The sequence below is a fragment of the Oerskovia turbata genome (assembly GCF_000718325.1).
Taxonomy (GTDB): domain Bacteria; phylum Actinomycetota; class Actinomycetes; order Actinomycetales; family Cellulomonadaceae; genus Oerskovia; species Oerskovia turbata.
The window spans coordinates 68,790-94,130 of record NZ_JOFV01000018.1; the positions used below are offsets into that span (position 1 = coordinate 68,790).

At 73.8% G+C, this 25,341-nt stretch carries 26 protein-coding genes; 15 read left to right on the forward strand and 11 right to left on the reverse strand.

From position 1 onward, the window contains the following. The first annotated feature begins 72 nt into the window (after positions 1–72). Positions 73–690: a TetR/AcrR family transcriptional regulator gene (locus IE95_RS0116395; RefSeq protein WP_030152795.1), complete on the forward strand. Its 618-nt coding sequence runs from the start codon at positions 73–75 to the stop codon at positions 688–690. A 12-nt stretch (positions 691–702) separates the two neighbouring features. Here IE95_RS0116395 and IE95_RS19795 read toward each other — a convergent pair whose 3' ends face one another. Then, positions 703–1,125: a DUF1801 domain-containing protein gene (locus IE95_RS19795; protein WP_164984150.1), complete on the reverse strand. Its 423-nt coding sequence runs from the start codon at positions 1,123–1,125 to the stop codon at positions 703–705. A gap of 145 nt (positions 1,126–1,270) precedes the next feature. On the opposite strand from IE95_RS19795, the gene IE95_RS0116405 reads away from it, so the two are divergent. The 3 genes from IE95_RS0116405 to IE95_RS0116415 all read left to right on the forward strand — a co-directional run bounded on the left by IE95_RS0116405 (position 1,271) and on the right by IE95_RS0116415 (position 3,597). Continuing rightward, positions 1,271–1,921, forward strand: a complete 651-nt coding sequence (locus tag IE95_RS0116405; protein ID WP_030152800.1) for a GntR family transcriptional regulator — start codon at positions 1,271–1,273, stop codon at positions 1,919–1,921. Positions 1,922–1,966: 45 nt separating this feature from the next. Next, positions 1,967–3,163, forward strand: a complete 1,197-nt coding sequence (locus IE95_RS0116410; RefSeq protein ID WP_036572379.1) for an MFS transporter — start codon at positions 1,967–1,969, stop codon at positions 3,161–3,163. A 185-nt stretch (positions 3,164–3,348) separates the two neighbouring features. Then, positions 3,349–3,597, forward strand: a complete 249-nt coding sequence (locus tag IE95_RS0116415; RefSeq protein ID WP_030152805.1) for a helix-turn-helix domain-containing protein — start codon at positions 3,349–3,351, stop codon at positions 3,595–3,597. Between the two features lie 483 nt (positions 3,598–4,080). Here the strand turns inward: IE95_RS0116415 and IE95_RS0116425 are convergent, their stop codons facing one another. From IE95_RS0116425 to IE95_RS0116435, 3 genes are read right to left on the reverse strand one after another with little or no spacing between them, the layout of a single operon-like run. Beyond that, a complete protein-coding gene (locus IE95_RS0116425; protein ID WP_030152807.1) occupies positions 4,081–5,250 on the reverse strand; it encodes an NAD(P)/FAD-dependent oxidoreductase in 1,170 nt (389 codons plus the stop codon). Continuing rightward, positions 5,247–5,795 (reverse strand): isoprenylcysteine carboxyl methyltransferase family protein, encoded by a 549-nt coding sequence (locus IE95_RS0116430; RefSeq protein ID WP_030152809.1) that lies wholly within the window; start codon positions 5,793–5,795, stop codon positions 5,247–5,249. Before IE95_RS0116430 ends, IE95_RS0116425 begins: the two co-directional genes overlap by 4 nt. Next, entirely contained in the window at positions 5,795–6,994 is a 1,200-nt protein-coding gene (locus tag IE95_RS0116435) for a type III polyketide synthase (protein ID WP_030152811.1), read from the reverse strand. The genes IE95_RS0116430 and IE95_RS0116435 overlap by 1 nt, the downstream gene beginning before the upstream one ends. Before the next feature lie 75 nt (positions 6,995–7,069). On the opposite strand from IE95_RS0116435, the gene IE95_RS0116440 reads away from it, so the two are divergent. After that, complete coding sequence (locus tag IE95_RS0116440; protein ID WP_030152813.1) at positions 7,070–7,930, forward strand: UbiA family prenyltransferase; 861 nt, start codon at positions 7,070–7,072, stop codon at positions 7,928–7,930. Between the two features lie 25 nt (positions 7,931–7,955). Here the strand turns inward: IE95_RS0116440 and IE95_RS0116445 are convergent, their stop codons facing one another. The 4 genes from IE95_RS0116445 to IE95_RS0116460 all read right to left on the reverse strand — a co-directional run bounded on the left by IE95_RS0116445 (position 7,956) and on the right by IE95_RS0116460 (position 13,736). Further along, on the reverse strand, positions 7,956–8,927 hold the full coding sequence (locus tag IE95_RS0116445) for an FUSC family protein (RefSeq protein WP_030152815.1): 972 nt from the start codon (positions 8,925–8,927) through the stop codon (positions 7,956–7,958). Positions 8,928–8,975: 48 nt separating this feature from the next. Next, positions 8,976–10,079, reverse strand: a complete 1,104-nt coding sequence (locus IE95_RS19800) for an RDD family protein (protein WP_051703218.1) — start codon at positions 10,077–10,079, stop codon at positions 8,976–8,978. 17 nt (positions 10,080–10,096) lie between these two features. Continuing rightward, positions 10,097–12,250 (reverse strand): hypothetical protein, encoded by a 2,154-nt coding sequence (locus tag IE95_RS20705; RefSeq protein WP_164984151.1) that lies wholly within the window; start codon positions 12,248–12,250, stop codon positions 10,097–10,099. 148 nt (positions 12,251–12,398) lie between these two features. Continuing rightward, positions 12,399–13,736 (reverse strand): NAD(P)/FAD-dependent oxidoreductase, encoded by a 1,338-nt coding sequence (locus IE95_RS0116460; RefSeq protein ID WP_051703219.1) that lies wholly within the window; start codon positions 13,734–13,736, stop codon positions 12,399–12,401. A 190-nt stretch (positions 13,737–13,926) separates the two neighbouring features. Between IE95_RS0116460 and IE95_RS0116465 the strand changes: the two genes are divergently transcribed. Continuing rightward, on the forward strand, positions 13,927–14,409 hold the full coding sequence (locus IE95_RS0116465; RefSeq protein ID WP_030152822.1) for an Lrp/AsnC family transcriptional regulator: 483 nt from the start codon (positions 13,927–13,929) through the stop codon (positions 14,407–14,409). Positions 14,410–14,492: 83 nt separating this feature from the next. Here IE95_RS0116465 and IE95_RS0116470 read toward each other — a convergent pair whose 3' ends face one another. Continuing rightward, positions 14,493–15,494: an NAD-dependent epimerase/dehydratase family protein gene (locus IE95_RS0116470; RefSeq protein ID WP_030152825.1), complete on the reverse strand. Its 1,002-nt coding sequence runs from the start codon at positions 15,492–15,494 to the stop codon at positions 14,493–14,495. Positions 15,495–15,638: 144 nt separating this feature from the next. Here IE95_RS0116470 and IE95_RS0116475 point away from each other — a divergent pair, with 144 nt between their 5' ends. The 5 genes from IE95_RS0116475 to IE95_RS0116500 all read left to right on the forward strand — a co-directional run bounded on the left by IE95_RS0116475 (position 15,639) and on the right by IE95_RS0116500 (position 19,268). Then, a complete protein-coding gene (locus IE95_RS0116475; protein ID WP_030152828.1) occupies positions 15,639–15,974 on the forward strand; it encodes a YnfA family protein in 336 nt (111 codons plus the stop codon). Between the two features lie 47 nt (positions 15,975–16,021). After that, the gene (locus tag IE95_RS0116485) at positions 16,022–16,573 is read left to right on the forward strand and encodes a GNAT family N-acetyltransferase (RefSeq protein ID WP_084690366.1); all 552 of its coding nucleotides are present in this window, start codon (positions 16,022–16,024) and stop codon (positions 16,571–16,573) included. Between the two features lie 101 nt (positions 16,574–16,674). Next, a complete protein-coding gene (locus IE95_RS0116490) occupies positions 16,675–17,898 on the forward strand; it encodes an LLM class flavin-dependent oxidoreductase (RefSeq protein ID WP_051703220.1) in 1,224 nt (407 codons plus the stop codon). A 103-nt stretch (positions 17,899–18,001) separates the two neighbouring features. Continuing rightward, complete coding sequence (locus tag IE95_RS0116495) at positions 18,002–18,625, forward strand: FMN reductase (protein ID WP_030152835.1); 624 nt, start codon at positions 18,002–18,004, stop codon at positions 18,623–18,625. 136 nt (positions 18,626–18,761) lie between these two features. Further along, positions 18,762–19,268, forward strand: a complete 507-nt coding sequence (locus IE95_RS0116500) for a DoxX family membrane protein (protein WP_030152838.1) — start codon at positions 18,762–18,764, stop codon at positions 19,266–19,268. A 28-nt stretch (positions 19,269–19,296) separates the two neighbouring features. Here the strand turns inward: IE95_RS0116500 and IE95_RS0116505 are convergent, their stop codons facing one another. Continuing rightward, complete coding sequence (locus IE95_RS0116505; RefSeq protein WP_051703221.1) at positions 19,297–20,211, reverse strand: hypothetical protein; 915 nt, start codon at positions 20,209–20,211, stop codon at positions 19,297–19,299. Next, complete coding sequence (locus tag IE95_RS0116510) at positions 20,208–20,720, reverse strand: hypothetical protein (RefSeq protein WP_030152842.1); 513 nt, start codon at positions 20,718–20,720, stop codon at positions 20,208–20,210. Before IE95_RS0116510 ends, IE95_RS0116505 begins: the two co-directional genes overlap by 4 nt. A gap of 176 nt (positions 20,721–20,896) precedes the next feature. On the opposite strand from IE95_RS0116510, the gene IE95_RS0116515 reads away from it, so the two are divergent. From IE95_RS0116515 to thiD, 4 genes are all read left to right on the forward strand, one after another. Next, the gene (locus tag IE95_RS0116515) at positions 20,897–22,282 is read left to right on the forward strand and encodes an ion channel protein (RefSeq protein ID WP_084690367.1); all 1,386 of its coding nucleotides are present in this window, start codon (positions 20,897–20,899) and stop codon (positions 22,280–22,282) included. Positions 22,283–22,349: 67 nt separating this feature from the next. Further along, positions 22,350–23,537, forward strand: coding sequence for a sensor histidine kinase (locus tag IE95_RS19805; RefSeq protein WP_051703222.1), 1,188 nt, complete (start codon positions 22,350–22,352; stop codon positions 23,535–23,537). Further along, positions 23,534–24,319, forward strand: a complete 786-nt coding sequence (locus IE95_RS0116525) for a response regulator (protein ID WP_084690368.1) — start codon at positions 23,534–23,536, stop codon at positions 24,317–24,319. Before IE95_RS19805 ends, IE95_RS0116525 begins: the two co-directional genes overlap by 4 nt. Positions 24,320–24,456: 137 nt before the next feature. Beyond that, on the forward strand, positions 24,457–25,257 hold the full coding sequence (thiD, locus tag IE95_RS0116530) for a bifunctional hydroxymethylpyrimidine kinase/phosphomethylpyrimidine kinase (RefSeq protein ID WP_030152852.1): 801 nt from the start codon (positions 24,457–24,459) through the stop codon (positions 25,255–25,257). Positions 25,258–25,341: the final 84 nt, after the last annotated feature.

Consider the following 25,341-nt stretch of genomic DNA (forward strand, 5'->3'; position numbering starts at 1 on the left):
CGGTCTACTAATCGACGGTACAGTTGTGTACCGGTCGGTGCAATTCGAGGAGCGGAAGGTGAGGCGGTCCCCATGGGCAGGTCGCAGTCGTTCGACACCACCACGGTGGTCCAGGCGGCCCGGGACGTGTTCTGGGACCAGGGTCTGGACGGAGCATCCCTCCCGGACCTCGAGCGCGCCACCGGGCTCAACCGGTCGAGCCTCTACCACGCGTTCGGCTCCAAGCGCGGGCTGTTCGACGCCGCCGTCGACGACTACCTCGACGCCGTGATCCGGCCCCGCCTGCGCCCGCTCGTCGCCGCAGGCCAGGGCGGCACCACCCCGCCCGAGGCCGGACGCGCGGTGGTCACGTACTTCGACCGGTTGGCCTCCGCCGTCGGGCAGCTTCCCGCCGGCTCCCCGCGGCTCGGGTGCCTCCTCGTGGGGTGCGCGACCGGCGCCGCCGGGCACGACGAGGCGCTGCGCGCCGCGGTCGACGCCTACCGGGCCGAGCTGACCGACGCGCTCGCCGGGGCGCTGCACGCCGCGGACCCGGCGCTCGCGGACGACGCGGTCGAGCAGCGTGCACGCCTGCTGCTCTCGCTCCAGCTCGGCGCGCTCGCGCTCGCGCGCGTCAACCAGGACGAGGCCGTCGCGATGCTGCGCACCGCGCGCGACCAGGCGGCAGAGTGGGTCCCGCGCGACGCGTAGCGGCCCGGCGCGCTACGCCGTCTGCTCCCGGGCGATCCGCACGAGGTGCAGCAGCGCGTCGAGGTCGATGTCGGCGAGCGACTTGAAGCTCACGCTCGAGCTGCCGATCTTGGCGCGCCCCAGCGTGTGCGCGTACTTCTGCGCGACGTACTGGTCGTCCTCGGCGGCGTTGACGTACACGCTGAGGTAGTTCTGCTGGACGGCGAGGCCGACGACGAACCACTCGACGCTCCCGCCGCGGGGGCGCGGCTGGAGCAGGTCGCCGTACCCGACGATCCGCTGGTCGGTCCCTCCCCAGAAGACGCCTTCCCACAGGACCCGGGAGCGGCCCGACATCACCTCCGAGATCGCGGCGTCGAGGCGCAGGGCGTCGTCGCGGAACCGTTCGGGAACGGTCGTCAGGTACTCGTCGGGGTCGGTGTCGGTCTTCTGCACGAAACGCTCCATCCGGTCGGGTCGGCTGGTCGAACGAGGCTATGCGTGCTGCCCGTGGGCAGGCGACCGGGCGCGCCAGACCGTGACCGGAACGTAGCCGGAGCACCCGGGTGCCCCCTTGCATCTAAGGTGCTATGGTCGCAAGATGTCGCCTCGCAGGAAGTCCGACGACCAGGCACCCAGCGCGGTCGAGCGCGCTTTCGCCGCGGTGTCCGCCGCGATCATCACGGGCGAGACGGCTCCCGGGGCGCTCATCACCGAGGGAGAGGTCGCCGACGAGCTCGGCATCAGCCGCACCCCCGTCCGTGAGGCGTTCCTCCAGCTCCAGACGTGCCGCCTGCTCACGCTGTTCCCCAAGCGGGGAGCGATCGTCGCGACGGTCGCGGACAAGGAGGTCGCGGACCTCCTCGCGGTCAGGATCATGCTCGAGTCGTCCGCGATCCGCGCCCTCGACGGAAACCCCCTGCCCGACGACGTCGCGCACGACCTCGACGACCTCGTCGCCCAGCAGGTGGTCGCCGAGCACGACGGCGACCTGCTCGCCTTCTCGCGGGCCGACTTCGCGTTCCACTCCCGGGTCATCCGCGCCGGGGACAACGACGTGATCGAAGACCTCTTCACGCACCTCGGCCCGCGCCTCGAGCTCCTGACCCACCGCGCCGTCCGGCGCGACGCGACCTCGCCCGCCCGCCTTCTCGCCGACCACCGCGTGCTCGCCACGCTGGCCCGCGCCGGGGACGCACAGGCCTACGAGGCCGCGCTGCGCGCGCACGTCCAGCGAGGCAACTACGGCTGACGGGCGCCCCACCCGCCGCGACCGCCCCCGCCACCGAGAAAGACCATGAACCGCCAACGCCCCTTCCCCGGCTGGCTGCGCGTCGCCCCGGCCCTCGTCGTCATGGCCTGGGGCGGGAACCACTTCACGCCGCTCCTGCACATGTACCAGGACCTCGGGCACTACTCCGTCGTCATGGTCGACCTGTTCCTCGGGATGTACGTCCTGGGCCTCGTGCCCGGCCTGCTCGTGGCCGGTCCGCTGTCCGACAGGTACGGGCGCAAGCCGCTCGCCGTCGTCGGGGTCCTGGGCGGGATCGGAGCCAGCGTGCTGATCGCGCTGGGGTTCGGCAGCGAGGTCGTCATCTGCCTGGGGCGGCTGCTCGCCGGGCTGAGCGTGGGCGTCGCGATGTCGGTGGGCACCAGCTGGGTCAAGGAGCTGTCGGGCGCGCCGTTCGACCTGGGGACCGACCAGACCGCGGGTGCGCGCCGCCCGTCGCTGTCCCTGACCCTCGGGTTCGGTGTCGGTGCCGGGATCTCGGGCGTGCTCGCCCAGTGGGGCCCGTGGCCGACGGTGACGCCCTACGCGGTCCACGTCGCCCTCAGCGTGGTCGCGCTCGTCCTGCTCGTGACCGCGACCGAGACCATCGACGGACACCGGTCGACGACGTCGCTCCTCGCCGACCTGCGGGTCCCTGCCGCCTCGCACCGCCGGTTCGTGCGCGTCGTCGTGCCCGCCGCCCCCTGGATCTTCGGGGCCGCCGGGATCGCCTACGCCGTCATGCCGCAGCTCGTGACCGAGCGGACCGGCGACCTGTCGCTGGCCTACGCGACGCTGCTCACGGTCCTCACGCTCGGCACGGGCGCGGTGGTCCAGTCGTTCGTCGCGGCGATCGACCGGGTCACGGGCGGACGGGCGCTCGTCGTCGGGATGGGGCTGATGCTGCTCGGCACGGGACTCGCCGCGACCAACGCGACCGTCCTGTCGCCCGTGCTCGGCGGGCTCGCCGCGCTCACGCTGGGCGCCGCGTACGGGATCTGCGTGGTCGCAGGCCTGATCGAGGTGCAGGCCATCGCGACGCCCACCGACCTCGCAGGACTCACGGGCGTCTACTACAGCCTGTCCTACGTGGGCTTCCTGCTGCCCGTGGCCCTCGCCGGGGCGACGGCGCTCGCGGGCTACACCGTGCTCCTCGCCGTGGTCGCGGCGGCCTGCGCGTGCTGCCTGGTGGCGGTCGCCCGAGGGCTGCGGGCGACGTCGTGACGCACCGCCGCTGCCGCTGAGGCGACGCATCCACCCGGTCGTGCCACGGACGACCCGTTCGACCCGGCGCAGGCCACCCGCGAACTCGCGTCATGGATCCGTTTCCACCCGGTCTCATCTACAGGAGTCAGAAGAGACCGGATCACAAACGTGGGCGACGTGCGGCGGCCACTGACGGAGGAACCATGTCCATCACGGAGCGAACATCCCAGTCCCCACCTCCTGACGAGGTGCAGGAGGAGGTCGTGCTGTCCCGCCGTGAGCTCGTGGTGCTCACGCACCTCACCGAGGACATGACCCTGGAGCAGCTCGCGGCGATCCTGTTCGTCACGCGGAACACGGTCAAGTCCCAGCTGCGCAGCATCTACCGTAAGGTCGGCGTCTCGAACCGGGCCGACATCCTGCGCTGGGCGCGGGACCGCGGGATCTCCTAGGCCCGGCACCGGGTTCGCCGTCTGACGGCGTCCGCGACCTTCGTCGCGCCCGAGGAAGCCGCTCTCCTCCCACGCCCAGGGACGAGCGTGGGGCGGGCGAGCTCAGGGCCTCTTCTCGACCCGTCGCCCCGGCGGGGTCAGTGGAACTCGTGACCCGCGTCGTCTGTGCCGACTGCTTCCATCGTGGCGTCCTCGCCCGGGGCGGAGGGTAGCGCGACGAAGCGCATCTCGACCAGGACGACGTCCTGGCACAGCGGACACAGGCGCTGTTCTTTCCATCGGCGGTGCGGCATCGCGATCCTCGGTTCTTGCGGTAGAGCACGGACGTCGCAAACGCCCCCGACCGGCCGCCGGCCGGTCGGGGGCGCTGTCTCGCTGAGCGGCGACGCGGGCAGGGGCTCGCGTCGCCGTCGCTGATCGTAGCCCCTGGCGACGGTCCGTGGGTACGGGGGCGCACGACGTCTGCGAGGGGCGTGATCACGGTCAGCGCGCGAGCCGTTCCACGACCTTCCCGTAGAGCCAGGGCGCGTGCGCCGCGAGCGGCACGATCGCCCGCCGCCCGGGTGAGGTCGCCCACGCGACGAGCCCCGAGGTCAGCACGCGGTAGTCGCGCGTCACGCGCGACCAGTCGCGCTCGTACGCGTCCGGGTCGTCCAGGTGCCCGACGGCGGCGCTCGCCTGCGCGAGACCCACGCGCAGCCCTTCGCCCGTCAGGGCGTCCACGTACCCCGACGCGTCCCCGACGAGGCGCACCCGACCGGTGCTGCGCCGTCGGGAGCGTTGACGCAGGGGGCCCGCGCCGCGGACCGGGCCCGACGGCTCGGCGTCCTGGAGGCGTTCGGCCAGCTCGGCGAAGCCCGCGAGAGCCTCGTCGAAGTGCGTCCCGGTGGGGCCGAGCATCGCGATCCCGACGACGTCGCGCGCCACGGGCGTCACGTACGCCTCGACGCGGTCGCCCCAGTGGACCTCGACCAGGTCCGTCCACGCGGGCACGCGGAAGTGGCGGCGCAGGCCGAAACGGCGCCGTGGGTCCGGGCCGGGACGGACGGGCGGCGCGGTGCCGCCCAGCTCGGTGGGGATGCGCGCGGCGTGCGGCACCGCTTCGTCGTCCGAGCGCACCGCTCCGTCGGGGTGCTCGCCGCCGCGGCGGCTCCGCGCCAGGAGCGACTCGTGCGCGGGCGCGTCCGCCCCGACGTCCAGGCCCGCGAGGCGTCGCACGGTCGAGTGCAGCCCGTCGCAGCCGAGCAGCCAGCGAGCACTGACGCCGGCGGCCGAGACGTCGTGGTCGGTCTGGTCGACGCTCTCGACCCGGCCGGTCACCGTCACGGCCCCGAGCGCTGCGGCGCGGTCGGCGAGCGCGGCGTGCAGCGTGGTCCGCCGCACGCCCCGGCCCTGCCCGGCCGTGAAGAGGTGGTCGGCGTGCCGGTGCGCGTCGCGGTAGCTGATGCCGCGCAGGACGTGACCGTCGGGGTCGACGTCGAGGGCGTGGAGCGCCCGCAGCGCGCCCGGCATGAGGCCCTCGCCGCACGCCTTGTCCACAGGCCCTGTGCGCGGTTCGACCACGACGACGTCGTAGCCCGCGAGCCGCGCCTCGATCGCGGCAGCGAGCCCGACCGGCCCGCCGCCCACGACCAGGACGTCGGTGTCGGTCACGTGCGCGGGAGCGCGTCGAGCGCGCGCTCCTCGGCCGGGAGGCGGAACCGCAGCAGCAGCACCGCGTTGAGCACCGTGAAGACGAGCGCGGTCGTCCAGCACGAGTGCACGAGCGGCAGCGCGAAGCCCTCGACGACCACCGCGACGTAGTTGGGATGCCGGAACCAGCGCTGCCCGGGATGCTGCGCGATCCAGCGGTACGGGCCACGGTCGACCCACGGCAGCCCGGGGACGACGATCACGCGCGTGTTCCACCGCGGCCCGAGCGAGGTGATGCACCACCAGCGCAGCGCCTGGCTCGCGACCACGAGCACGAACGCGGGCCACCCGACCCAGGGGACGAACGGTCGGTCGGCGACGTTGACCTCGACCACGCACGCGACGAGCAGGCCCGTGTGCAGGGCGACCATCGCGGGGAAGTGCCCGCGCCCGGTCTCGACGCCGCCGCGCGCGAACGACCACCGCGCGTTGCGTGCCGAGACCACGAGCTCGGCGAGCCGTTCGAGCGCGGTCGCCCCGACCACGACGTAGAAGAAGACGAGCATCAGCCCTCCAGCGGCGACGCGGGCAGGCGGAGCAGCACGAGCTCGGCGCTCACCCCGGGGCCGAAGGCCATGAGGACGCCGTGCCGGCCGCGGGTCGTGCGCGGCGTCGCGAGGCGTCGCGCGGGGGGCGTCTCGCGTGCCGCGAGCGTCGCGGCGAGCACGTGCAGCACCGACGACGACGACAGGTTCCCGACGGCGGCGAGCGACTCCCGGCTGAACCGCAGGTCAGCCTCGTCGAGCCCCAGCGAGTCGCGCACCACGTCGAGGATGCGCGGCCCGCCCGCGTGCACGACCCACGTCCCGACGTCCTCGGCCGCGAGGTCGTGCTCGGCGAGCAGCGACTTCACGTCCCCCGCGAGGTGCGCCGCGATGACCTCGGGCAGGCCCGCGGACAGCACGATCCCGAACCCGCTGTCACGGATCGTCCAGCCGAGGTGGTCGGCCGTCTCGGGGTACAGGCGGCTGCGCGTGTCGACGACGTCGACGCCCAGCGGTGTCGCACCCGCTCCCGCGGCACGCCCCGCCCGGGTGCCACGCGCCCCCGGATCTCGCGTGGCGCCGTCGGGCAGCAGGGGCGGGCGGCCCGCCGGGTGCGCGTCCCCGACCATGACCACGGCCGCCGCGCCGTCGCCGAACAGCCCGGTCGAGACCAGGTTCGCCATCGAGTCGTCGCCGTGCTGGAGCGTGAGCGAGCACAGCTCGACCGACACCAGCAGGGCCACGTCCTGCGGGTGCCCGACGAGGTAGTCGTGCACGCGCGCGATCCCCGCGGCGCCCGCGACGCAGCCCAGACCGAAAGACGGCAGCCGCTTGATGTCGGTCCGCAGACCCAGGCGCGTCACGAGCTGCGCGTCGATCGAGGGCGCCGCGATCCCGGTCACCGAGGTGAAGAGGAGGAAGTCGACCTCCTCCGGCGCGAGCCCCGCAGCGTCGAGCGCGGTCCGGCACGCCTCCTCGGCGAGGTCCGTGCCGACGCGGATGAAGTGGTCGTTCGCGACCCCGAACGACGTGAGCCCCGCGTACTCGTCGAGAGCCAGAGCCGTGTGGCGGGTCCGCACGCCGCTCGCCTCGTGCAGCCGTCGGAGGACGGCGTGCTTGGCGGGCGACGGGGTCAGCAGGGGCCCGATCGTGTCCGTGATCTCGCTCTGAGGGTGCGCGACGCCCGGCAGAGCCGGACCGACCGCGAGCAATCGCGACATTCCCGCATCGTGTCACGGCGACGCGCGGCCCGCGCGTTGCTAGCGTCGGGCGGGTGGAGGCCGGGGGATGACGAGATGACGCCGCGAGCGACGGCGACGTCGACGACGGTGCGCGGGCTCGCACTGGCGAGCCATGCGGGGCCCACGGTCGTGGTCACCGTCCTGGCCGGCTTCTTCGCCGCGGGCGTGGGCTCGGGCCCAGGGACGACGGCGCTCGTGGTCGCCGCGGTCCTCACCGGACAGCTCTCGGTCGGCTGGTCCAACGACTGGCTCGACGCCCGCCGCGACGTCGTCGTGCAGCGCACGGACAAGCCCGTCGTCGCGGGGCTCGTGACGACCCGGCAGGTGCACGCCGCCGCACTCGTCGCAGCGGCCCTGTGCGTGGTGTTGTCGCTCGCGACCGGGCTCGTGGCCGGTCTGGTCCACCTCGTCGCCGTCGCGAGCGCCTGGACCTACAACGCCTGGCTCAAGTCGACCGTGTGGTCCTGGGCGCCCTACGCGGTGTCGTTCGGGCTGCTGCCGCTGTTCGTGGTGCTCGCCGCTCCCGGCGACCGGGTCGCAGCGCCCTGGGCCATGGCCGGGACCGCGCTCCTCGGCGTGGGCGCGCACGTCGCCAACACCCTGCCCGACCTCGAGGACGACCGCGCCACCGGGATCCTGGGGCTGCCGCACCGGCTCGGTCGGACGCGGGCGAGCGTGCTGGCCCCGGCCGTGCTCGTCCTGGCCGTCGGTGTCGTGGTGCTCGGGCCGCCCGGACCGCCGACCGCCGCGGGCTGGGTCGGCGGAACGGTCGCGGTGGTGCTCGCGGTCTCGGCAGGTGTCGTCGCCGTGCGGCGCACCACGAGCCGGCTGCCCTTCGCGCTCAGCATGGCCGTCGCGGCCATGTGCGCGGTCCTGCTGGTGCTCGCCGGACCGGACGTCGCGCTGCCCAGGTGAGCGGCGCCGTCGGGCCTGCGGCAGGTCAGGCCGGGGCGCGCGTGCGCGACACGAGGACGCGGTGACCCAGCGCGAGCACCGCGACCGCGACCGCCGCCGCGCCGACCGTGAAGACGACGCGATCGAGGTCGGCCGCAAGCACCAACTCCTCGCTGCCTGACGTCTGCAGGATCACCGCCGGGGTCAGGAACAGCGTGAAGACCCAGTACGGCCGCCGGAGATACGCCCACCCCGCGGCCCCCGTCAGGACGAGCGTCACGACCGACAGCACGACAGGGAACCCGCTCACGGAGTGCGCCACGGCCCCCGCGAGCACCGCGCCGGCGAGCGTGCCGCCCACCCTGGCCGCGGTCCGCGAGAGCGTCGCCGCGAAGTACGGCTGGACGACCACGAACAGCGTGAGCAGCAGCCACCACGCGTTGGGAGAGTCGGCCCAGCCCATCGCGACGTAGGTCCCACCCCCAGCCAGGACCGCGAGCGCCAGCCCGAAGTAGGTCGCGGCCCGCTCGGGCACGGGACGGGGACCCGGCAGCCGCATGCCGCGCGTGAGCGCCCCGCCGACCAGCGCCGTCCACAGCCCGCCGAAAGCGACCCACCCGGCCATGGCCGCCAAGGCGCCCAGCGACGTCGAAGGGCTCACGGTGCCCGTGGGGAGCGTGACGAGCGGACCACCGACGAGCGCGAACGCCGTCTGCGGACCCACGAACCCGCCGACCCCGTGCCAGCCCCGGACCGCGGAGAAGCCGACGCACGCTCCCAGCACCGCCATGAGGACGGCCCCCGCGAGGGGCCGGTCGCTCAGCGAGACGCCGACCGCCATGCAGAGGGCCGTGAGCGGCCCTGCGACGAGCGCGGCGCCCCGCCCCACGAGCAGGCCCACACCTGCCGGGAGCATGCCGAGGTAGACGAGGGTCCCGTCGTTCCTCCACGGCGAGGCCATGAGCGCGACCAGGGGCGCGACGAGCAGCAGGACGAGGACGACCGTGCGAGGGCTCACGCGCCTCACGCTAGGTCGGTCCGGGGGATCCGGCTCGACGGGACCGGCTCAGTGAGGGACGTCGCCGCCGCAGGCCGGGGTCGCGACCCCGTCGACGCGCAGCTGGGCGGTCCAGGACCACCCGGCCCCGACGTCTCGGAGGTCGTCCGCGAAGAGCGTGATCGTGCCCGGGCTCGTGGGGGCGGCGCCGAACCCGTCGCCGGCCGTGCCGTCCGTGCCGTCCGTGCCGGCCGTGCCGAGCGGCGTCGAGTACTCCAGCCGGGCGTCGTCCGGGCCCGTGAGGACCGCCTCGAGCGAGACCTCGGAGCCCGCCGGGAGGTCGCCGTCCCAGACGAGCGTGATCTCCGACGGCTCCGCGCCGTCGGTCGGGTAGGGGTGGGTCACCCCGAGACGGCTGATCGTGCCCGGCACCGTGGTGCCGAAGGACGCCTCGCTGAGCCGGGCCGGGTCGGGGCGGTCCTCGTGCTCCCACGTCGTGCAGGCCACCGATGACACGTAGTTCCCGCCCGTGGTCGTGGTGGGGCCGTAGGCGTACAACAGCCCGGCCACGCACAGGACGGTCGCCGCCGCGGTGACGACCTTCGAACCGCGTCGTTCCTGCCGGACGAACGGCGCGAGCAACGCGTGGGGCGCGGGCGCGACGGACCTCACGACGACCGTCGACAGGAGGCTGTCCGCGAACGTGCGGTGCTGCTCGTCCCACAGCGGTCGCAGGTACCCGACGAAGCACAGCGCGTCGAGGAAGTGCGCGAGCCAGCGCAGGACCGTGGTGAGGAACCCGACCGGTCGGCCCGAGTCCCGGTTGACGACGACGATCCCCGCAGCCCGCTTGCCGGGCGTCGCGCCCGTGTACGCCTGGAGCAGGACCATCGTGAGCACCGCGCCGATCATCCACGCGCTCTCGGACCAGGTCACTCCCTCGAACGCCGTGCCCGTGCTGCCGTTGTTGTCCAGACCCGGGAGCGCGCTCGGCGCCACACCCGGACCGACGACCACGAACATGAGCGCGGCCAGGATCGAGTTGTCGAGCACGAACGCCCCGGCGCGGCGTAGCCAGCTCGCGTAGGGGCCGAGCAGCGGGGGGTCGTCGAGAGCCGGCAGGGTGTACGAGTCGTGGTGCGGCACGTTCGGCGCCGTCGCGGTGTCCCCCATGGGACGAGGGTCCCAGATCACCGGACGGATGTCACCGGCCTGCCGCCGCACCTGCTGAGCCTGCCGAGAAGTGAGCTGGCGCCCCTGATCCGGGCGATCCAGGGGCGCCTGCTCGCTGCTCGGCGGGCGCGGACCGGCCGACACGTCGACGGGTCGGTCGGCGCGGAGAGCAGCCGGGCGAAGAACGGGTCGTGGCGTGCGGCCTGGGTGTAGGCCTTCGGTGCCTTGGCGAACGCACGGTCGAGCCACTCCTGCACCTGGTCGACCACCTCTTGCATCGTGGGATCCGGGCAGGGTGCGCCGACGTCCGGCGCACGGGTGGACGCGATGCAGGCGATGCCGTAGTCGACCCACACCGGCAGGACGTCCGGGAAGGCCGACGCCCACTCCTGGTCGATCTCGACGAGGTTCTTCTTGAGCTCGTCGAGGAACGCGGTCGGACCCGGGTCGAGGTGGCCCCGCTCCATGAGGTCCACATGGCGCCGCACGTCGTGCGCGGTGTCGCGGATCGCGGTCCATCGCCCGCGCGACGGGGTGGTGCTCAGGAGGTCCTCGGTGGCGGCCCGCGTGGACTTCAACGCCTTGCGCAACCGCTTCCTGACCTCGACCGGCTCCCCGAGCGTGCTCGTGCTGTCGACGGCGCCCCAGTTGAGCAGACTGATCACCCGGTTGTAGCGGGCCCGCATGATCGTGGCGCGGCACCGGACGGCCTCGCGTCGCCAGCGGTCCCGCGCTGCGGGAAGGACGTGTGACTCCAGGGTCCCGTTCGTCGTGAGCCGTCGTACCGCCGCCTCCTCGACGGCGCGGAGCGTCGAGAGACGCTGCCTCCAGTCCACCGGCACGACGGCGGGCGCGTCGTCGGGGCGGGACAGGTCGAGGACCGCGAGGTTGAGCCACGCCGCGAGCATCTCGGGGTCGGCCGAACGGGACCGGAGCAGCGCCCGACGAGCTGCGCCCCGGTCGCCCGCGGCGTGGTGCACCCCGGAGTCGGCGAAGCGCAGGACGGCGTCCTCCGACGCCGTGCCGAGGACGGCCGCGCGGTCGCGCTCCTTGGTCGTCTGGAAGGCGATCCAGGCGGCCGCCTGGGGCAACAGGTCCAGGTAGGTCTTCCGGTCCACAGGGGCCGCATCGTCCAAGGGACGGAGCGTGCGGATCTTCAGGGGCCTGCCGGACCGCTTCCTGATCGACACCGTGACACCGACCTTCCCGCCCTCGTCGTGCAGGAGGGTCGAGACGTGCCGCACCCGCAGACGGCGGAACCACGTCCAGAACTTCACGACGGCTGTGAACCCCGACGGCATCCCGTCGATGTCCGGCAGCGCGAGATCGGTGTCCGGCCCCGTCGACAGCCGCATGCCCGGTGTCGAGTCGACGAGGTCGTCGAGTCGACGGGGGAGCAGCTCGGCCCACGCGTCGGCGACTCCGTCGGCCTTGCCCGCGGTCACGGCCTGGGCGGGGGGCACGAGCTGGTAGGGCGGGCGCCGGAGCCAGGTCCAGAGCACGAGGTAGACGACGGCGGCCGCGGCGGCGAACCAGGCTCCGACCGTGAGCCACGTCTTGCCCTCCTCGTCCCACCAGTCCACGACGGTCTCCGGAGGGCTCGGGGCCAGCAGGTCCTGCAGGGCCTGGTCGAGCTGCTCCGGGTCCACCTCGCCGTCCGTGACCGCCGTGACGAGCAGCTCCTGAGCCGCGGCGCGGTACCCCAGGGCGACCAGCCGGGCGGCGACCTCGGCGGCGTCGGCCTGCGGGGCCTCGGATCCCGGGTCCGACGACAACCCGTCGAACGCTGCGGTCAGCCCCAGGTCGAGCGCGAGCGCCTGGGCATAGGCGGTGTCGGCCGCACCGCGGAGCTCGGAGGCCGCGTCGGTGCCGGCACCGACGCGTGCCGCCTCGGCATCCAGGCCCTGCGCCCGACGCAGGTGCACCGCAGCCTCGGCCACCGATTCCTCGGCTTCACCCAGGACGGTGGCGTCGCACGGGGCCTCACCCGCGGCCTCGACCTGGGCCGCGGCGACCAGTGCTGCGCTCGGGCGGTGGGAGACAGCGAGCTCGATCACGTCCTCGCACGAGGGCGGTGGCTCGTCGACGGTCGCCTGGGCGCTCGCGGCGAGCGGGAGCATGGCGCCCAGGGCAAGGGCGCCGAGGAGCGGGAGAGCTGATCGAGCACGCATGTCGGCCACCTCGTCGTGGTTGCGCCGCGCCGTCGCCCGGCGGACCTGCTGAACCTGCCCCTGCACGGAGAGAGGTCGGCCAGGTGGTGGACGTGGCAGCACGGCGGCGCACGAGCGGGTGAATTCTGCGGCTGCTGCTCGGTGGCGGTCACCGCAGCGGGTCGAACCCCCGGATCTCCGGCGGCACCGTCCCGGTCACGATCTGCTCGGCGAGCAGCCGCCCGGTCGCGGGGCCGAGCACGATGCCCCACATCCCGTGCCCGCCCGCGACGTAGACGCCGGGTGCCCGGGTCGCCCCGACGAGCGGCAGCCCGTCGGGGGTCACGGGCCGGGAACCGACCCACTCGTCGTGCCGGTCGTCGAGGTCGACGCCCTGGAACAGGTCGCGCACCGACGCGAGGATCGCCTCGATGCGCCGCGGCTGGAACGGCTCGTCGGGGCCGCGGAACTCCATGGTCCCCGCGATGCGGAACCGTCCTTGGTAGGGCGTGCACGCGACGCGGCGCGAGGGCAGGTAGATCGGCTGCTCGACGGGCAGGTCGGTCTTCACGGTGAACGAGTAGCCGCGCCCGGCCTGGACGAGGGTGCGCACGCCGAGCGGCCTGGCCAGCCCGGGGAGCCACGCGCCGGTCGCGAGGACCGCGACGTCGGCGACCACGGGGGCCTGCCCGGCGACGAGCACCTGCACGCCGCGTCCTTCCTGTGCGCGCAGGCCCGTGACGGTCGCGCCGGTCACGATGCTCCCGCCGCGCGCACGGACCGCGTCGCCGAGCGCGCCGACGAACGGTCCCGGCTCGATGAACCGTTGGCCCTCGAGCGCGTAGACGGCGCGCACGCGGTCGGTGAGCTGGGGAGGCCGCCCGACGGTGTCGCGCGGTGCGGGAGCCATGCCCGCGCCCGGGTGCGACGAGGCAGAGGGGTGAGCGGCGCCGTCGGGCCGGTCGATGCGGTGCAGCGGGACCACCTGCCCCGCGGCCTCGACCTGGGCGATCTCGTGGAGGAACGGGGCCGCCTGCTTCTCGTCCTCGAAGCCGATGACGAACGGGCCGGGGGTCGAGCGGGCAGCGACGCCGTGCGCGGCGAGCTCGTCGAACGCGTCGTGCGCGAGCCGGTCGATCGGGGTGAGCGCCGCCATGGCGCGGTCCCACGCACGCCGGGTCGCGTGCGTCGCGAACCGGGCGAGGAAGGACCACAGGCGCGGGTCGAGCCGCGCGGGGACGTGCAGGGGCGCGGCCGGGTCGAGCAGCGCTTTGGGGGCGTAGGTCCAGAGCGTGGGGTCGGCGAGGGGCATGGCCATGCCGGGCGTGAGCCAGCCGGCGTTGCCCCACGAGGATCCTGCGGCGACGCCCTCGCGGTCGAGGACCGTGACCTCGACGCCGCGGCGCTGCAGGTGCCAGGCGGTCGCGAGACCCACCATTCCTGCGCCGACGACGACCGCCGTGCGGGGGGCGGGGGAACCAGGGGTGGTGCGTGACGGGGTGGTCATCGGGGGCTCCTTTGCCCTGAGACGTTGTCGACCCGGCCTCGAGGATGCTGAGGCCGGGTCGTGGGAGACGGGTTGCGCCTCAGCACAATGGTGGAGGGATCTTCGGTAGGGTTCAAGCAGGCTGGCCGGTTCTTCGGTGGATGCGTGCCTGACCGAACGATCTTCTTCCGGGTGATGAGAGTGGGGGACCATGCCGAACGATCTTCGGGCCGGTTCGACGCAGGTCCAGGTGGCCGTGCTCGACGAGACCGACCGCCGCATCCTCGCCGTCCTCGACGCGGACGCGCGGGCCACCAACAAGGCCGTCGCGGACGCCGTCGGGATCGCACCCTCGACGTGCCACACGCGCATCCGCTCGCTCCAGGAACGCGGAGTCATCCAAGGCTTCCGCACCGAGATCGACCCGGCGGCCATGGGGCGCAGCCTCCAGGCGCTCATCGCGGTCCGGCTGCACTCGCACGCCCGGTCGGGCCTCACGGCGTTCCGCGACTACCTCGCGGGGCTGCCCAACGTCGAGGGCATCTACTTCGTGACGGGCGACCGGGACTTCATGGTGCACGTCGCGGTGCGCGACTCGACCGTGCTGCGGGACCTGGTCGCGAGCACGCTCAGCGTCCGCCCCGAGGTCGCGGGCACGAGCACGACGCTGATCTTCGACTACCTGCGGCCGTGAGCGAGCCCGCCCACCGGGTTGTCAGAACGAGCGTGGTCTCCAGGTCACGCTCGTTCTGACAACCGGCCCGGGCCGAGCGAGACTCACCCCGCGAGCGCCCGCGCCTCCTTGGCCGGGTCGAGACCCACCCGGGGGCGGTCGTCGCGCTGGGGAGCGGCGCCGTCGGGCAGGGTGCCCAGCCAGGCCCACGTGTCCGCGACCGTCTCCTCGACGGGCCGGTTGCGCAGGCCCGCCTCGACCGCGCGCGACACGTCGCCGCGGTGCAGGGTGTCGTGCAGCTCGCCCGGGGGGAGCCACACGGGCAGCTCGGTCCATGGCGCGATGCCCGCGGCCTCGATCACGTCGGGCGCGGTCCAGCGCAGCTCGGCGTCGGAGCCGGTCGCGGCCACGCACGCGTCGAGCAGCTCGCCCATGGTCGCGTGGCCGCTCGGGCTGACGACGTTGAACGGCCCGCTCAGGCCCTGCTCGGTCGCGTCGAGCACGAACGCGGCGAGGTCGCGCGCGTCGACGTACTGCAGGGGCAGCTCGCGCGGCCCCGGGGCGAGGACGGTGCCGCCGCGGGCGATCCGCCGCAACCACCAGGGCAGGCGCCCGACGTTCTCCCGCGGCCCCAGGATCAGTCCCGCCCGGGCGAGGATCGCGCGGTGCCCGAAAGCGTCCTCGACGGCCAGCTCGCCGCCGCGCTTGGCGCGCGCGTAGTCGACGTCGGCGCCGTCGTCGGGCGACGCCTCCACGAGGGGAGCGCCCGCGCCCGCGCCCGCCTCGGTCGGGTAGGTGTACACCGACCGGCTCGACACGTACACGTACCGGCCCACTCGGTCGTCGAGCAGGCGCGTGGCGTCGCGCACCGCGCTCGGGGCCCCCGACCACGTGTCGACCGCGACGTCCCACTCGCCGTCCGCGAGGGCGTCCAGACCCCCGACGGCGGTGCGGTCGCCGTGCCGGACGCGCACCCCGTGCGGGGCCTCGCGCGTGCCCCGGTGGAAGATGGTGACGTCCCAGCCACGGGCCAGGGCGTCGTCGACGACCGCCCGACCCACGAACTCCGTCCCGCCCAGCACCAGCAACCGCGTCCCGTCCGTCATACCCACGACTGTGCCCGCTGGGGAGGATTTGCGACAGCGGGCCGGCGATCCTTCAGGGCTGCGGTCCCAGGTCTCGCCCGTGCGCCGGCGAGGGGGCCGTGCGCGAGGATGGGCCGGTCCGTGCACCGTCCCGAGGAGACCACCGTGACCGTCCTGCGCTCGATCCTGCTCTTCGGGGCCGCGGCCCTCTTCGAGATCGGTGGTGCGTGGCTGATCTGGCAGGGGGTGCGCGAGCACAAGGGGTGGGTGTGGATCGGGGCGGGGGTCGTGGCGCTCGGGCTGTACGGCTTCTTCGCGACGCTCCAGCCCGACGCGAGCTTCGGGCGGATCCTGGCGGCGTACGGGGGAGTGTTCGTCGCGGGCTCGCTCGTGTGGGGCATGGCCGTCGACGGCTTCCGGCCGGACCGTTGGGACGTGCTCGGCGCGCTGCTGTGCCTCGTGGGCGTCGCGGTCATCATGTACGCCCCGCGTCCGCAGTGAGCGAAATGTCCTCGACGTCCAGGTCGTCCTTCGACAGGATGTCGGCCATGACCACGAGCACCGCGCGTCCTTCGTCCACCAGCGCCGACGGTTCCACCGGCGCCGACGGGGGCGAGGCGGGCGCGCTCGCCGTCCGCCCCTTCGCGGCCGAGGACTACTCCTGGCTGCAGGTCTGGTACGAGGACCCGGTCCTCGACGAGGAGCTCGGCCCGCTCGACGACGAGTGGCTCGCGTACGTCCTCGCGGACGAGACGGGGGAGCAGCTCGTCGTCCTCGCCGACGGTGCGCCCGTCGCGGTGGTCGGGATCGTGTGGGCGAACGGGGAGAACACGGCGCACGCCGTCACCGACATCGCCGTCGACCCGGCGCGCCGCGGGTCGGGCCTCGGGCGTACGGCGGTGGACCAGGTCGTGGCTCACGTCGAGCGCGAGGCCCCCGACGGCTGGGTCGCGTTCGTCGACCGGGAGAATCTCGCCGCGTTCGCGTTCTTCTCGGCCCTGGGCTGGGAGCACACGGCCGAGCCGGATCCCGAGGACGAGGACGGCATGCACACGTTCGCGCGGCGCCCCTGGTCGGAGGTGCGGGGAGGTGTGGCGTGACCCACGCCACCCCCAGGTCCGGGGAATAACCCCGGGGCCCTCCCGGTTCTCCTCCAAGTACATGCAAATGCATCAACTTGTAGGACGAGGGAGCAACCCCCATGCAGTTCGGCATCTTCACCGTCGGCGACGTCACCACCGACCCCGTCACCGGTCGCACGCCCGATGACACCGAGCGCGTGCGGTCCATGCTCACCATCGCGAAGCACGCGGACGAGGCAGGCCTCGACGTCTTCGCCACGGGTGAGCACCACAACCCCCCGTTCGTCCCGTCGTCCCCCACGACGATGCTCGGCTACCTCGCCGGACAGACGAAGAACATCATCCTGTCGACCTCCACGACGCTCATCACCACGAACGACCCGGTGAAGATCGCCGAGGACTACGCGATGCTCCAGGTCATCTCGGACGGTCGCATGGACCTCATGATGGGCCGCGGCAACACCGGTCCCGTCTACCCGTGGTTCGGCAAGGACATCCGCGAGGGCGTCAACCTCGCGATCGAGAACTACGCGCTGCTGCGCCGCCTCTGGGAGGAGGAGGTCGTGGACTGGCAGGGCAAGTACCGCACGCCGCTCCAGGGCTTCACGGCCACACCGCGCCCGCTCGACGGCGTCGCGCCCTTCGTCTGGCACGGCTCCATCCGCACCCCGGAGATCGCCGAGCAGGCCGCGTACTACGGTGACGGCTTCTTCCACAACAACATCTTCTGGCCCATGAGCCACACCCAGCAGATGGTCCGGTACTACCGCCAGCGCTTCGAGCACTACGGCCACGGCCAGGCCGACCAGGCGATCGTCGGGCTCGGCGGCCAGGTCTTCATGCGCAAGAACTCCCAGGACGCCGTGCGCGAGTTCCGGCCCTACTTCGACAACGCGCCCGTGTACGGGCACGGCCCGTCGCTCGAGGACTTCTCCGCGCAGACCCCGCTGACCGTGGGCAGCCCGCAGGAGGTCATCGACCGCTACGGCGCCATGCGCGAGCACGTCGGCGACTACCAGCGTCAGCTCTTCCTCATGGACCACGCGGGCCTGCCGCTCAAGACGGTCCTCGAGCAGATCGACCTGCTGGCCGGGGAGGTCGTCCCCGTGCTCCGCAAGGAGATGGAGGCCAAGCGTCCCGCCCACGTCCCGTCCGACCCGCCGAGCCACGCCCAGCGCGTCGCCAAGGCCCGCGCCGAGGGCAGGATCGCGGAGCAGGTCGTCGCGGCCGCCGACCACTGGACGGGCAGGACCGCAGAAGACGACGTCCAGGCGGCCGAGGCGGCCGAGGCGGCCGAGGCCGCCGCGACCACCGCCCGCAAGGGCTCCGCGTTCGGTCTCTGACCGGCCGTCCGCCCGGGGGCGTCCTCCACGCCGGGCGCCCCCGTACGGCACGCCCGCCACGCAGCACGCTCGAAGAACCCTCACGAACCAGGAGCACCACCTCATGACCGCTCGCAAGATCGTCGCGATCTCCGCCGGCCTCGGCCAGCCGTCCTCGACCCGCCTCCTCGCCGACCGTCTCTCCGCCGCCACCGTGGCCGAGCTCGGCGACCTGGGCGTCGCCGCCGAGGTCACGACGGTCGAGCTGCGCGACGTCGCCCACGCCATCACCGACGCGATGCTCACGGGCTTCGCGAGCGGCGACCTCGCCGAGGTGATCGAGAAGGTCACGGGCGCCGACGCGCTCGTCCTGGTCACCCCGCTGTTCACGACCACGTACTCGGGGCTCTTCAAGTCGTTCGTCGACATCCTCGACAAGGACTCGCTCCAGGGCGTGCCCGTGCTGCTGGGTGCGACGGGCGGCACGTCGCGCCACTCGTTGGCCGTCGAGTACTCGATGCGCCCGCTGTTCACGTACCTGCACGCCGACGTCGCGACGACGTCGGTCTTCGCGGCCACCGACGACTGGGCGGCCGAGGGCGACAGCACGCACGACGCGGGCCCGCTCCCGGCCCGCATCCGCCGTGCGGCCAAGGAGCTCGCGACCACGGTCGCGGCGCGCGAGCCGCGCACGCCGACGGGCATGTTCGACGGTGTGCCGTCGTTCGCGCAGATGTTCGGCTCGTAGGGGGCTGTGCGGCGGGGACGGTCGGACGGGTGAATCGTCGGGTGACCCGCATCACCTCTCGCCCGGGAGGGCTCCTTCTGGATGTGCGCCCGACGACGCGGCGCCGACAACCCACCACCTCCCGAAAGGCACGTCCATGTCCACCCTCTCCGTCAGCGGTCCGGCGATCTCCCGCCGAGGCTCCGTCTCGACCCACGTGAGCGACGCCGTCGACGCCCTCGCACGCTTCCTGACCCGCTGGTCCGTCCCGGCCCTGCGGGTCGCGCTCGGCCTCGTCTTCCTCGGGTTCGGGGTCCTGAAGTTCTTCCCCGGCGCCAGCCCGGCCGAGGTCGTCGCCGAGCGCACGATCGACACCCTGACCCTGGGGCTGGTGCACGGCACGGTCGCCGTGGTCGTGACCGCGGTCGTCGAGTGCTTCATCGGCCTCACACTCGTCAGCGGGTACTGGCTGCGGGCGGGGCTCGTGGTCATGGCCGGTGCGTTCGTCGGGATCCTCGCCCCGACCGTGCTGTTCTTCGACGAGCTGTTCGGCTCGGGCATGACGCTGCTCGGGCAGTACGTCCTCAAGGACGTGGTGCTGGTCGCTGCGGCGACCGTCGTCGGGGCCTACGCGCTGGGCGCCCGGCTGCGCCGCACGGCCTGAGCGCGACGCGAGTTGCGGCGAAGTGGGGTCATGGGCGGACCGTGGCCCCACTTCGCCGCATCTCGACGACGACTCCCGCAGCGGGGCGCGCACCGGGCCACCGCCCCATCGGCACCGCGACGGCCACGGCCGTCAGGACCCACGCCGAGTAGTCCAGCCCCAGGAACGCCCAGATGCTGCCGTGCATCGCTGCGACCGCGAGCACGAACGGGATGCGCGTGACCCGGATCGCGAGCCACACCGGCGCGGTCAGCTCGAGCGCGAGCGCCCCACCCGCGAGCGCCTGCGTGAGCCACGTCTGGTCGGCGACGGCGTGGACCCAGGCGTCCCCGAACGGGGACCCGCTCGCACCCTGCCGCAGGACCCACGCCATGTTGTCGCTGAGGACCCACCCGGTGCCGCTGTGCCGCAGCTTCTGCGCGCCGGTGAGGAAGTACACCGTGGCGAGCACAGCGAGCGCGGCGCGCGGTGGCCACCCCCAGCGCGGGCTCCGGTCCGTGGCGGGCAGCGCTCGCGGTGGGTCGGCGGCCAGGAGCAGCACGAACCCGACCGTGACGGTCAGGACGTCGGGGTGCAGGACCTTGCCCGAGCTGCCCCACAGGGCGGCGAGCGCGGTGTACGTGCACCAGGCGAGCACGAACCCCGCGCGGCCGGAGCGGCGCGTCACGGCGAGCACCACGCCGACGAGCCCGGCGCACTGCACCGCGACCAGCAGCCACGTGGGCGGGGTGAGGAGCAGCCAGCCCATGACGTTGCCGTGGTCGGTGAGCGCGGGTGGCCGGTCGGCGATCGCGGTCCAGTCGCGGGTGGCCAGGCGTAGCCCGATCACGAGCGCGAGGAGCGTGCGCACCTCGAGCAGCCGGTGGGCGGGCCCGGGGGCCACGAGGGCACGGTCGACGGCGCGCGCCGCCCGGCGCAGCGACGACCCGGCGGGCCCGCTCACGGCACGACCTCCAGGACCGTCTCGCGCGACCGCTCGACCCAGGTGCTGGTCCCGTCGGGCAGCGTCCGCACCGAGCGTTCGAGCCGGACCGTGGTCACGGCCGCAGGGTCGATCCGGGCCAGGGCGAGCCACGCGGTCACCATCTCGCGGCGCCGCTCGGGCGTGGCCGCGACGAGGTCCGGGTACTGGCGGGTCGTCGTCGCGAGGGGCTCGGCGTGGTCGGCCGGGCGGACGAGGACGTCGCCGTCGTCGGTCTCGGCCACGAGCTCGAGGCTCACGGTCGTGCCGGTCCGCACGGTGCTGAAGAGCCGGTACGCGGTGAGCGGCCAGACCTCGGCCTCGACGGCCGCTGTCACCAGCAGCGTGAGCACGAGCCCGTAGGTCACGACGCGGGCTCGGCGCAGGTCGTGGCGTGTCGTCTGCGCGGCGCGGGTGGCGGCGTCGGGCCAGGGCGCGGCCCAGGCGGGGCGGCGGCCGCGCTCGGTGCGGGCGTCGTTGCGGGGGGTCACCCGTCGACCCTCCCAAGGCTTCGTGCAGGGAACATCGGCCCGACGGCGGCACGCACCCTCGCCTCAGGGTGCGGACCCCGCGGGGTGGGCTCAGCCCTGGGGCTGATGCGGCGCCGTCGGGCGTCCGGCGCCGGTCCCGGGGCGCGCACGGACCTCGTGCGTGCCACGCTGGGCGCATGCCCGCGCGGGACGACGACGCGACCCCCGACCCGGTGCCCGCCGTGTCGGGCCCGCTGGACGCCCCTGCGCTGCGCACGCTGCTGAAGCTATGCGTCCCGGCGGTGCTCGTCGGGATCGTCTCGGCGCTCGTCCTGCGCGCGCTCGACTGGCTGTCCGCGGAGGCCGAGGACCTCCTGTGGACGGACCTGCCGGGGTCGTTGGGCGTGGACCCGGACTCGCGCTGGTGGATCTTCGCGACGCTGACCGGTGCGGGCCTGCTCGTGGGGCTCGTGGTGCGGCTCGTCCCGGGGCACGGGGGCCGTGACTCCGCGACGACCGAGCTCATCGCGCCCCCGCTGCCGTTGCGCGTGCTGCCGAGCCTCGCGGTCGTCACGGTCCTGGGCCTCGCCGGGGGAGTGAGCCTGGGACCCGAGAACCCGATCATCGCGATCAACACGGCGCTGCTCGTGGCGCTGGTCGCCCGGCTGTGGCCCCAGGTGCCCACGAACCTCGTCGTGATGCTCGCTGCGGCCGCGACGATCGGCGCGCTGTTCGGCACGCCCGTCGCGGCCGCGCTCGTGTTCACCGGCGTCGTCGCGGGCTTCGCCCGCGGTGGCCCGCTGTTCGACCGGCTGTTCCTCCCGCTCGTCGCGGCCGGTACGGGGGCCATGACGATGGACGCGTTCGGTCGGCCGTTCGCGTCGATGGACCTGCCCGACCTCGGGGTGCCGGACATCGGCGACGTCGGGATCTCGCTCGCGGTCGCGACGCTCGCCGCAGGTGCCGCCCTGCTGGGCGTGCTCGCGTTCCCGCACGTGCACCGGTTCTTCCACCGCATGCACAACCCGGTCCTGTACGTGACGCTCGGCGGCATGGTCCTGGGCGTCCTGGGCGCGATCGGGGGACCGCTCACGCTCTTCAAGGGATCGCAGCAGTCGTTCGAGCTCGTCCAGCAGCGCGGCGACCTCTCGACGTGGAACCTGGTCCTCATCGTCGCGGTCAAGCTCGTGGCGCTCGTGATCGCCGCCGCGGCAGGGTTCCGGGGCGGGCGCATCTTCCCCGCAGCGTTCATCGGGGTCGCGGTCGGGGTCACCGTCAACGCGGCCTTCCCGGGGGCGCCGCTCGGCCTCGCGGTCGCGAGCGGAGTCCTGGGCGTGGTCCTGGCCGTGGGACGCGACGGGTGGATCGCGCTGTTCGTCGCGGTCGCGGTCGTCGGGGACGTCGGGGTCCTGCCCGTGCTGTGCCTCGCGATCCTGCCCGCGTGGCTCCTCGTGCGGGGTGCCCCGGAGATGCTCGTGGCACCCGAGGTGACCGACCAGGTCGTGCCGCGGCGCGAGCCCGGCGGTGCGCAGAGCCGTCCGTCCCCGGCCGACCCGCCCGGGCGACCTCCCTCCCAGGACTGACGCGACGCCGTCGGGCCCCCGCCCCAGGGCGGTGCCGCAGCGGAGCCCGCCTCGCTACGGTGGGCCCGTGCACCCCGCCCTCCGCCGCGCGCCCGTCTGGGCGCAGGACCTCCCCGTGGCCCTCGCGGTCGGTGCGGTGTGGTTCGGGTTCGTCGGGTACATGTACCGGGGCGACTACTGGATGCCGCACTTCATCGAGCCGTACTGGTGGACGGGCGCGTGGCTCGTGGGGGTGCTCGCCCTGCGGCGGGTCGCGCCCGCATGGACCTTCTGGGTCGCCGTCCTGTTCTACCCCCTGTGCCAGCAGGGGGCGTACACGAGCCAGTTCCACCTCGCACCGCTCCTCGTCGCGGGCTTCGGGGCGACCCGGGAGGGAGCGGTGCCGCCGCCGCTCGCGGTGCTCGCCGGCACGCTCTCCGGGTGGGCGCTGCACATGAGGCTCGTCAGATGGGGCGACCGCTGGGAGGTCGTCCCGTGGTCGTCGCCCTCGGCCGTCCTGACGACCGTCGCCCTGGCGCTCGCGGCCGTCGCGCTCGGGTGGATGGTCCGGCGCATCGCCGTGACGGGCGAGGAGCTGCGCGCGCGCAACGAGGAGCTCACGGCGCTGCAAGGGGTGCTGGCGCAGCAGGCGGTCCTCGCGGAACGCACACGCATCGCCCGCGAGCTGCACGACGTCGTCGCGCACCACATGTCCGCGATCGTCGTCCGGGCGCAGGCCGCGGACCGCGTCGCACCCAACCAGCCCCAGGCCCCGGCCGAGGCGGTCACGTGGATCGCGGAGGAGGGCAAGAAGGCGCTGACCTCGATGCGCTCGGTCGTGCACGTCCTGCGTCGCGAGACCGGGGACACGCCCGAGCTCGCGCCCGCCCCCGCGCTCGTCGACGTCCGGGCCGCCGCCGCGCGCCTGACCGAGTCCGGGCGGGTCGTCGAGCTCGACCTGCCCGACGACCTGGGCGACCTGCGCCCCGAGGTGAGCCTCGCCGTCGTGCGCATCGCCCAGGAAGGCCTGACCAACGTGCTGCTGCACTCGCTCGCCCCGCGCCTGAGCCTCGAGGTCGTCGCGACGCCCGGGTACGTGCGTGTCGCCGTGCGCGACCCCGGCCCGCCCCTGCCCGACAACCCCGACCTGCACGGCGGCAACGGGCTCCTGAACATGCGCGAACGCGCCCTGTCGTGCGGCGGCACCCTGTCCGCCGGACCCGACCAGAACGGCGGCTGGCGCGTCCAGGCCGTCCTGCCCCGAGAGGCCTCATGACCCACGCCCCCGTCCCGCCTCCCCCTCCGGAACCCGGTACCCGGCCCGGGACCGTCCTCGGCCACGTCGTCGCCGAGAGCCGAGCCTTCAGCGAGCCCGTGCGCGTCGTCGTGGTCGACGACCAGGCGACGATCCGCCTGGGCCTGCGCATGATCCTCGACAACGAGCCCGACATCACGGTCGTCGGTGAGGCCGCCGACGGCGCCCAGGGCGTCCGCATGGCCCACGCCCTGCGACCCGACGTCGTCCTCATGGACGTGCGCATGCCCCACCTCAACGGGATCGACGCCGCCGCACAGATCTCCGGGGACCCGGCGCTCGCAGGCGTGCGCACGCTCGTCCTGACGACGTTCGACGACGACGAGTACGTCTACGGCGCCCTGCGGGCAGGAGCCGCGGGGTTCCTGCTCAAGGACGCCGACCCCGAGGCCCTCGTCACCGCGGTCCACCGCGTCCGGGCGGGCGACAGCCTGCTCGACCCCGGCGTCACGCGACGGATCATCGAGCGGTACGTCGAGCTCTCGGACTGGCACGCGGGCTCGGGCGTCGCGGCCGCCCCTCGTGCAGGGGCCGGGCTCGAGCTCGCGACGCCGCGCGAGCGCGAGGTGCTGCTCGCCGTCGCGCGCGGCCTGTCCAACAAGGAGATCGGCGACGAGCTGTTCCTCTCGGAGGCGACCGTCAAGAGCCACGTCCGCTCCCTCCTGACGAAGGTGGGGCTCACGAACCGCGTCCAGCTCGTGATCCTCGCGTACGAGGCGGAGCTGGTGCGGCCGGGGCGGTGACGGTGACGCGCCCACCGCCCACCGCCGACCGGGGCCGCGACGGCGACCGCCCACCGCCGCACCGGCGGCGCGGCGTACGCTTTCCCGGGGGCCAGGCCCGGTCCCACCACTCTTCCTCGAAGGACACAGGCAGCACCATGGTCAACCTCGCGTACGTCATCGCCGGATCGGAAGCCACCGGGGGAGCCGGCATCCAGGCCGACCTCAAGACGTTCCAGGAGCTGGGCGTCTACGGCGTCGGGACCCTGACGTGCATCGTGTCGTTCGACCCGAGGAACGACTGGGGCCACCGGTTCGTCCCGGTCGAGCCGCAGGTCGTCGCGGACCAGTTCGAGGCCGCGAACGCCACGTACGACCTCGACGTCGTGAAGATCGGCATGCTGGGCACGCCCGCGACGATCGACGTGGTCGCCCAGTCCCTCGCGAGCAAGCGCTGGCACCACGTGGTCCTCGACCCGGTCCTGATCTGCAAGGGCCAGGAGCCGGGCGCGGCCCTCGACACCGACACCGCGCTGCGCGAGAAGATCCTGCCGTTCGCGACCGTCATCACCCCCAACGTGTTCGAGGCCAAGATCCTGTCCGGCATGGAGAGGATCGAGTCGGTCGACGACCTGGTCGAGGCCGCCGAGCGCATCCACGCCCTGGGCCCGGACTTCGTGGTCGTCAAGGGCGGCGTCGAGCTGCCCGGCCCGGACGCGGTCGACGTCCTGTTCGACGGCCAGGAGATCACGGTCTTCTCCGTGCCCAAGGTCGGCGAGGAGCGCGTGAGCGGAGCGGGCTGCACGTTCGCGGCGGCGATCACGGCCGAGCTCGCCAAGGGCAACGACGTCGAGCGCGCCGTGGGTGTCGCGAAGCAGATGGTCACCGAGGCCATCGAGGCGCGCGTGAGCTCGAACGCACCGTTCGACACGGTGTGGCAGGGCGCCTTCACGCACTGACCCGGCAGGCGGGAGGGGAGTCGCGGCAGGGCCGCCGTGCCCCGCCCCGACGACGTCACGCGCTCTAGAATCCAGGCTGCGTGG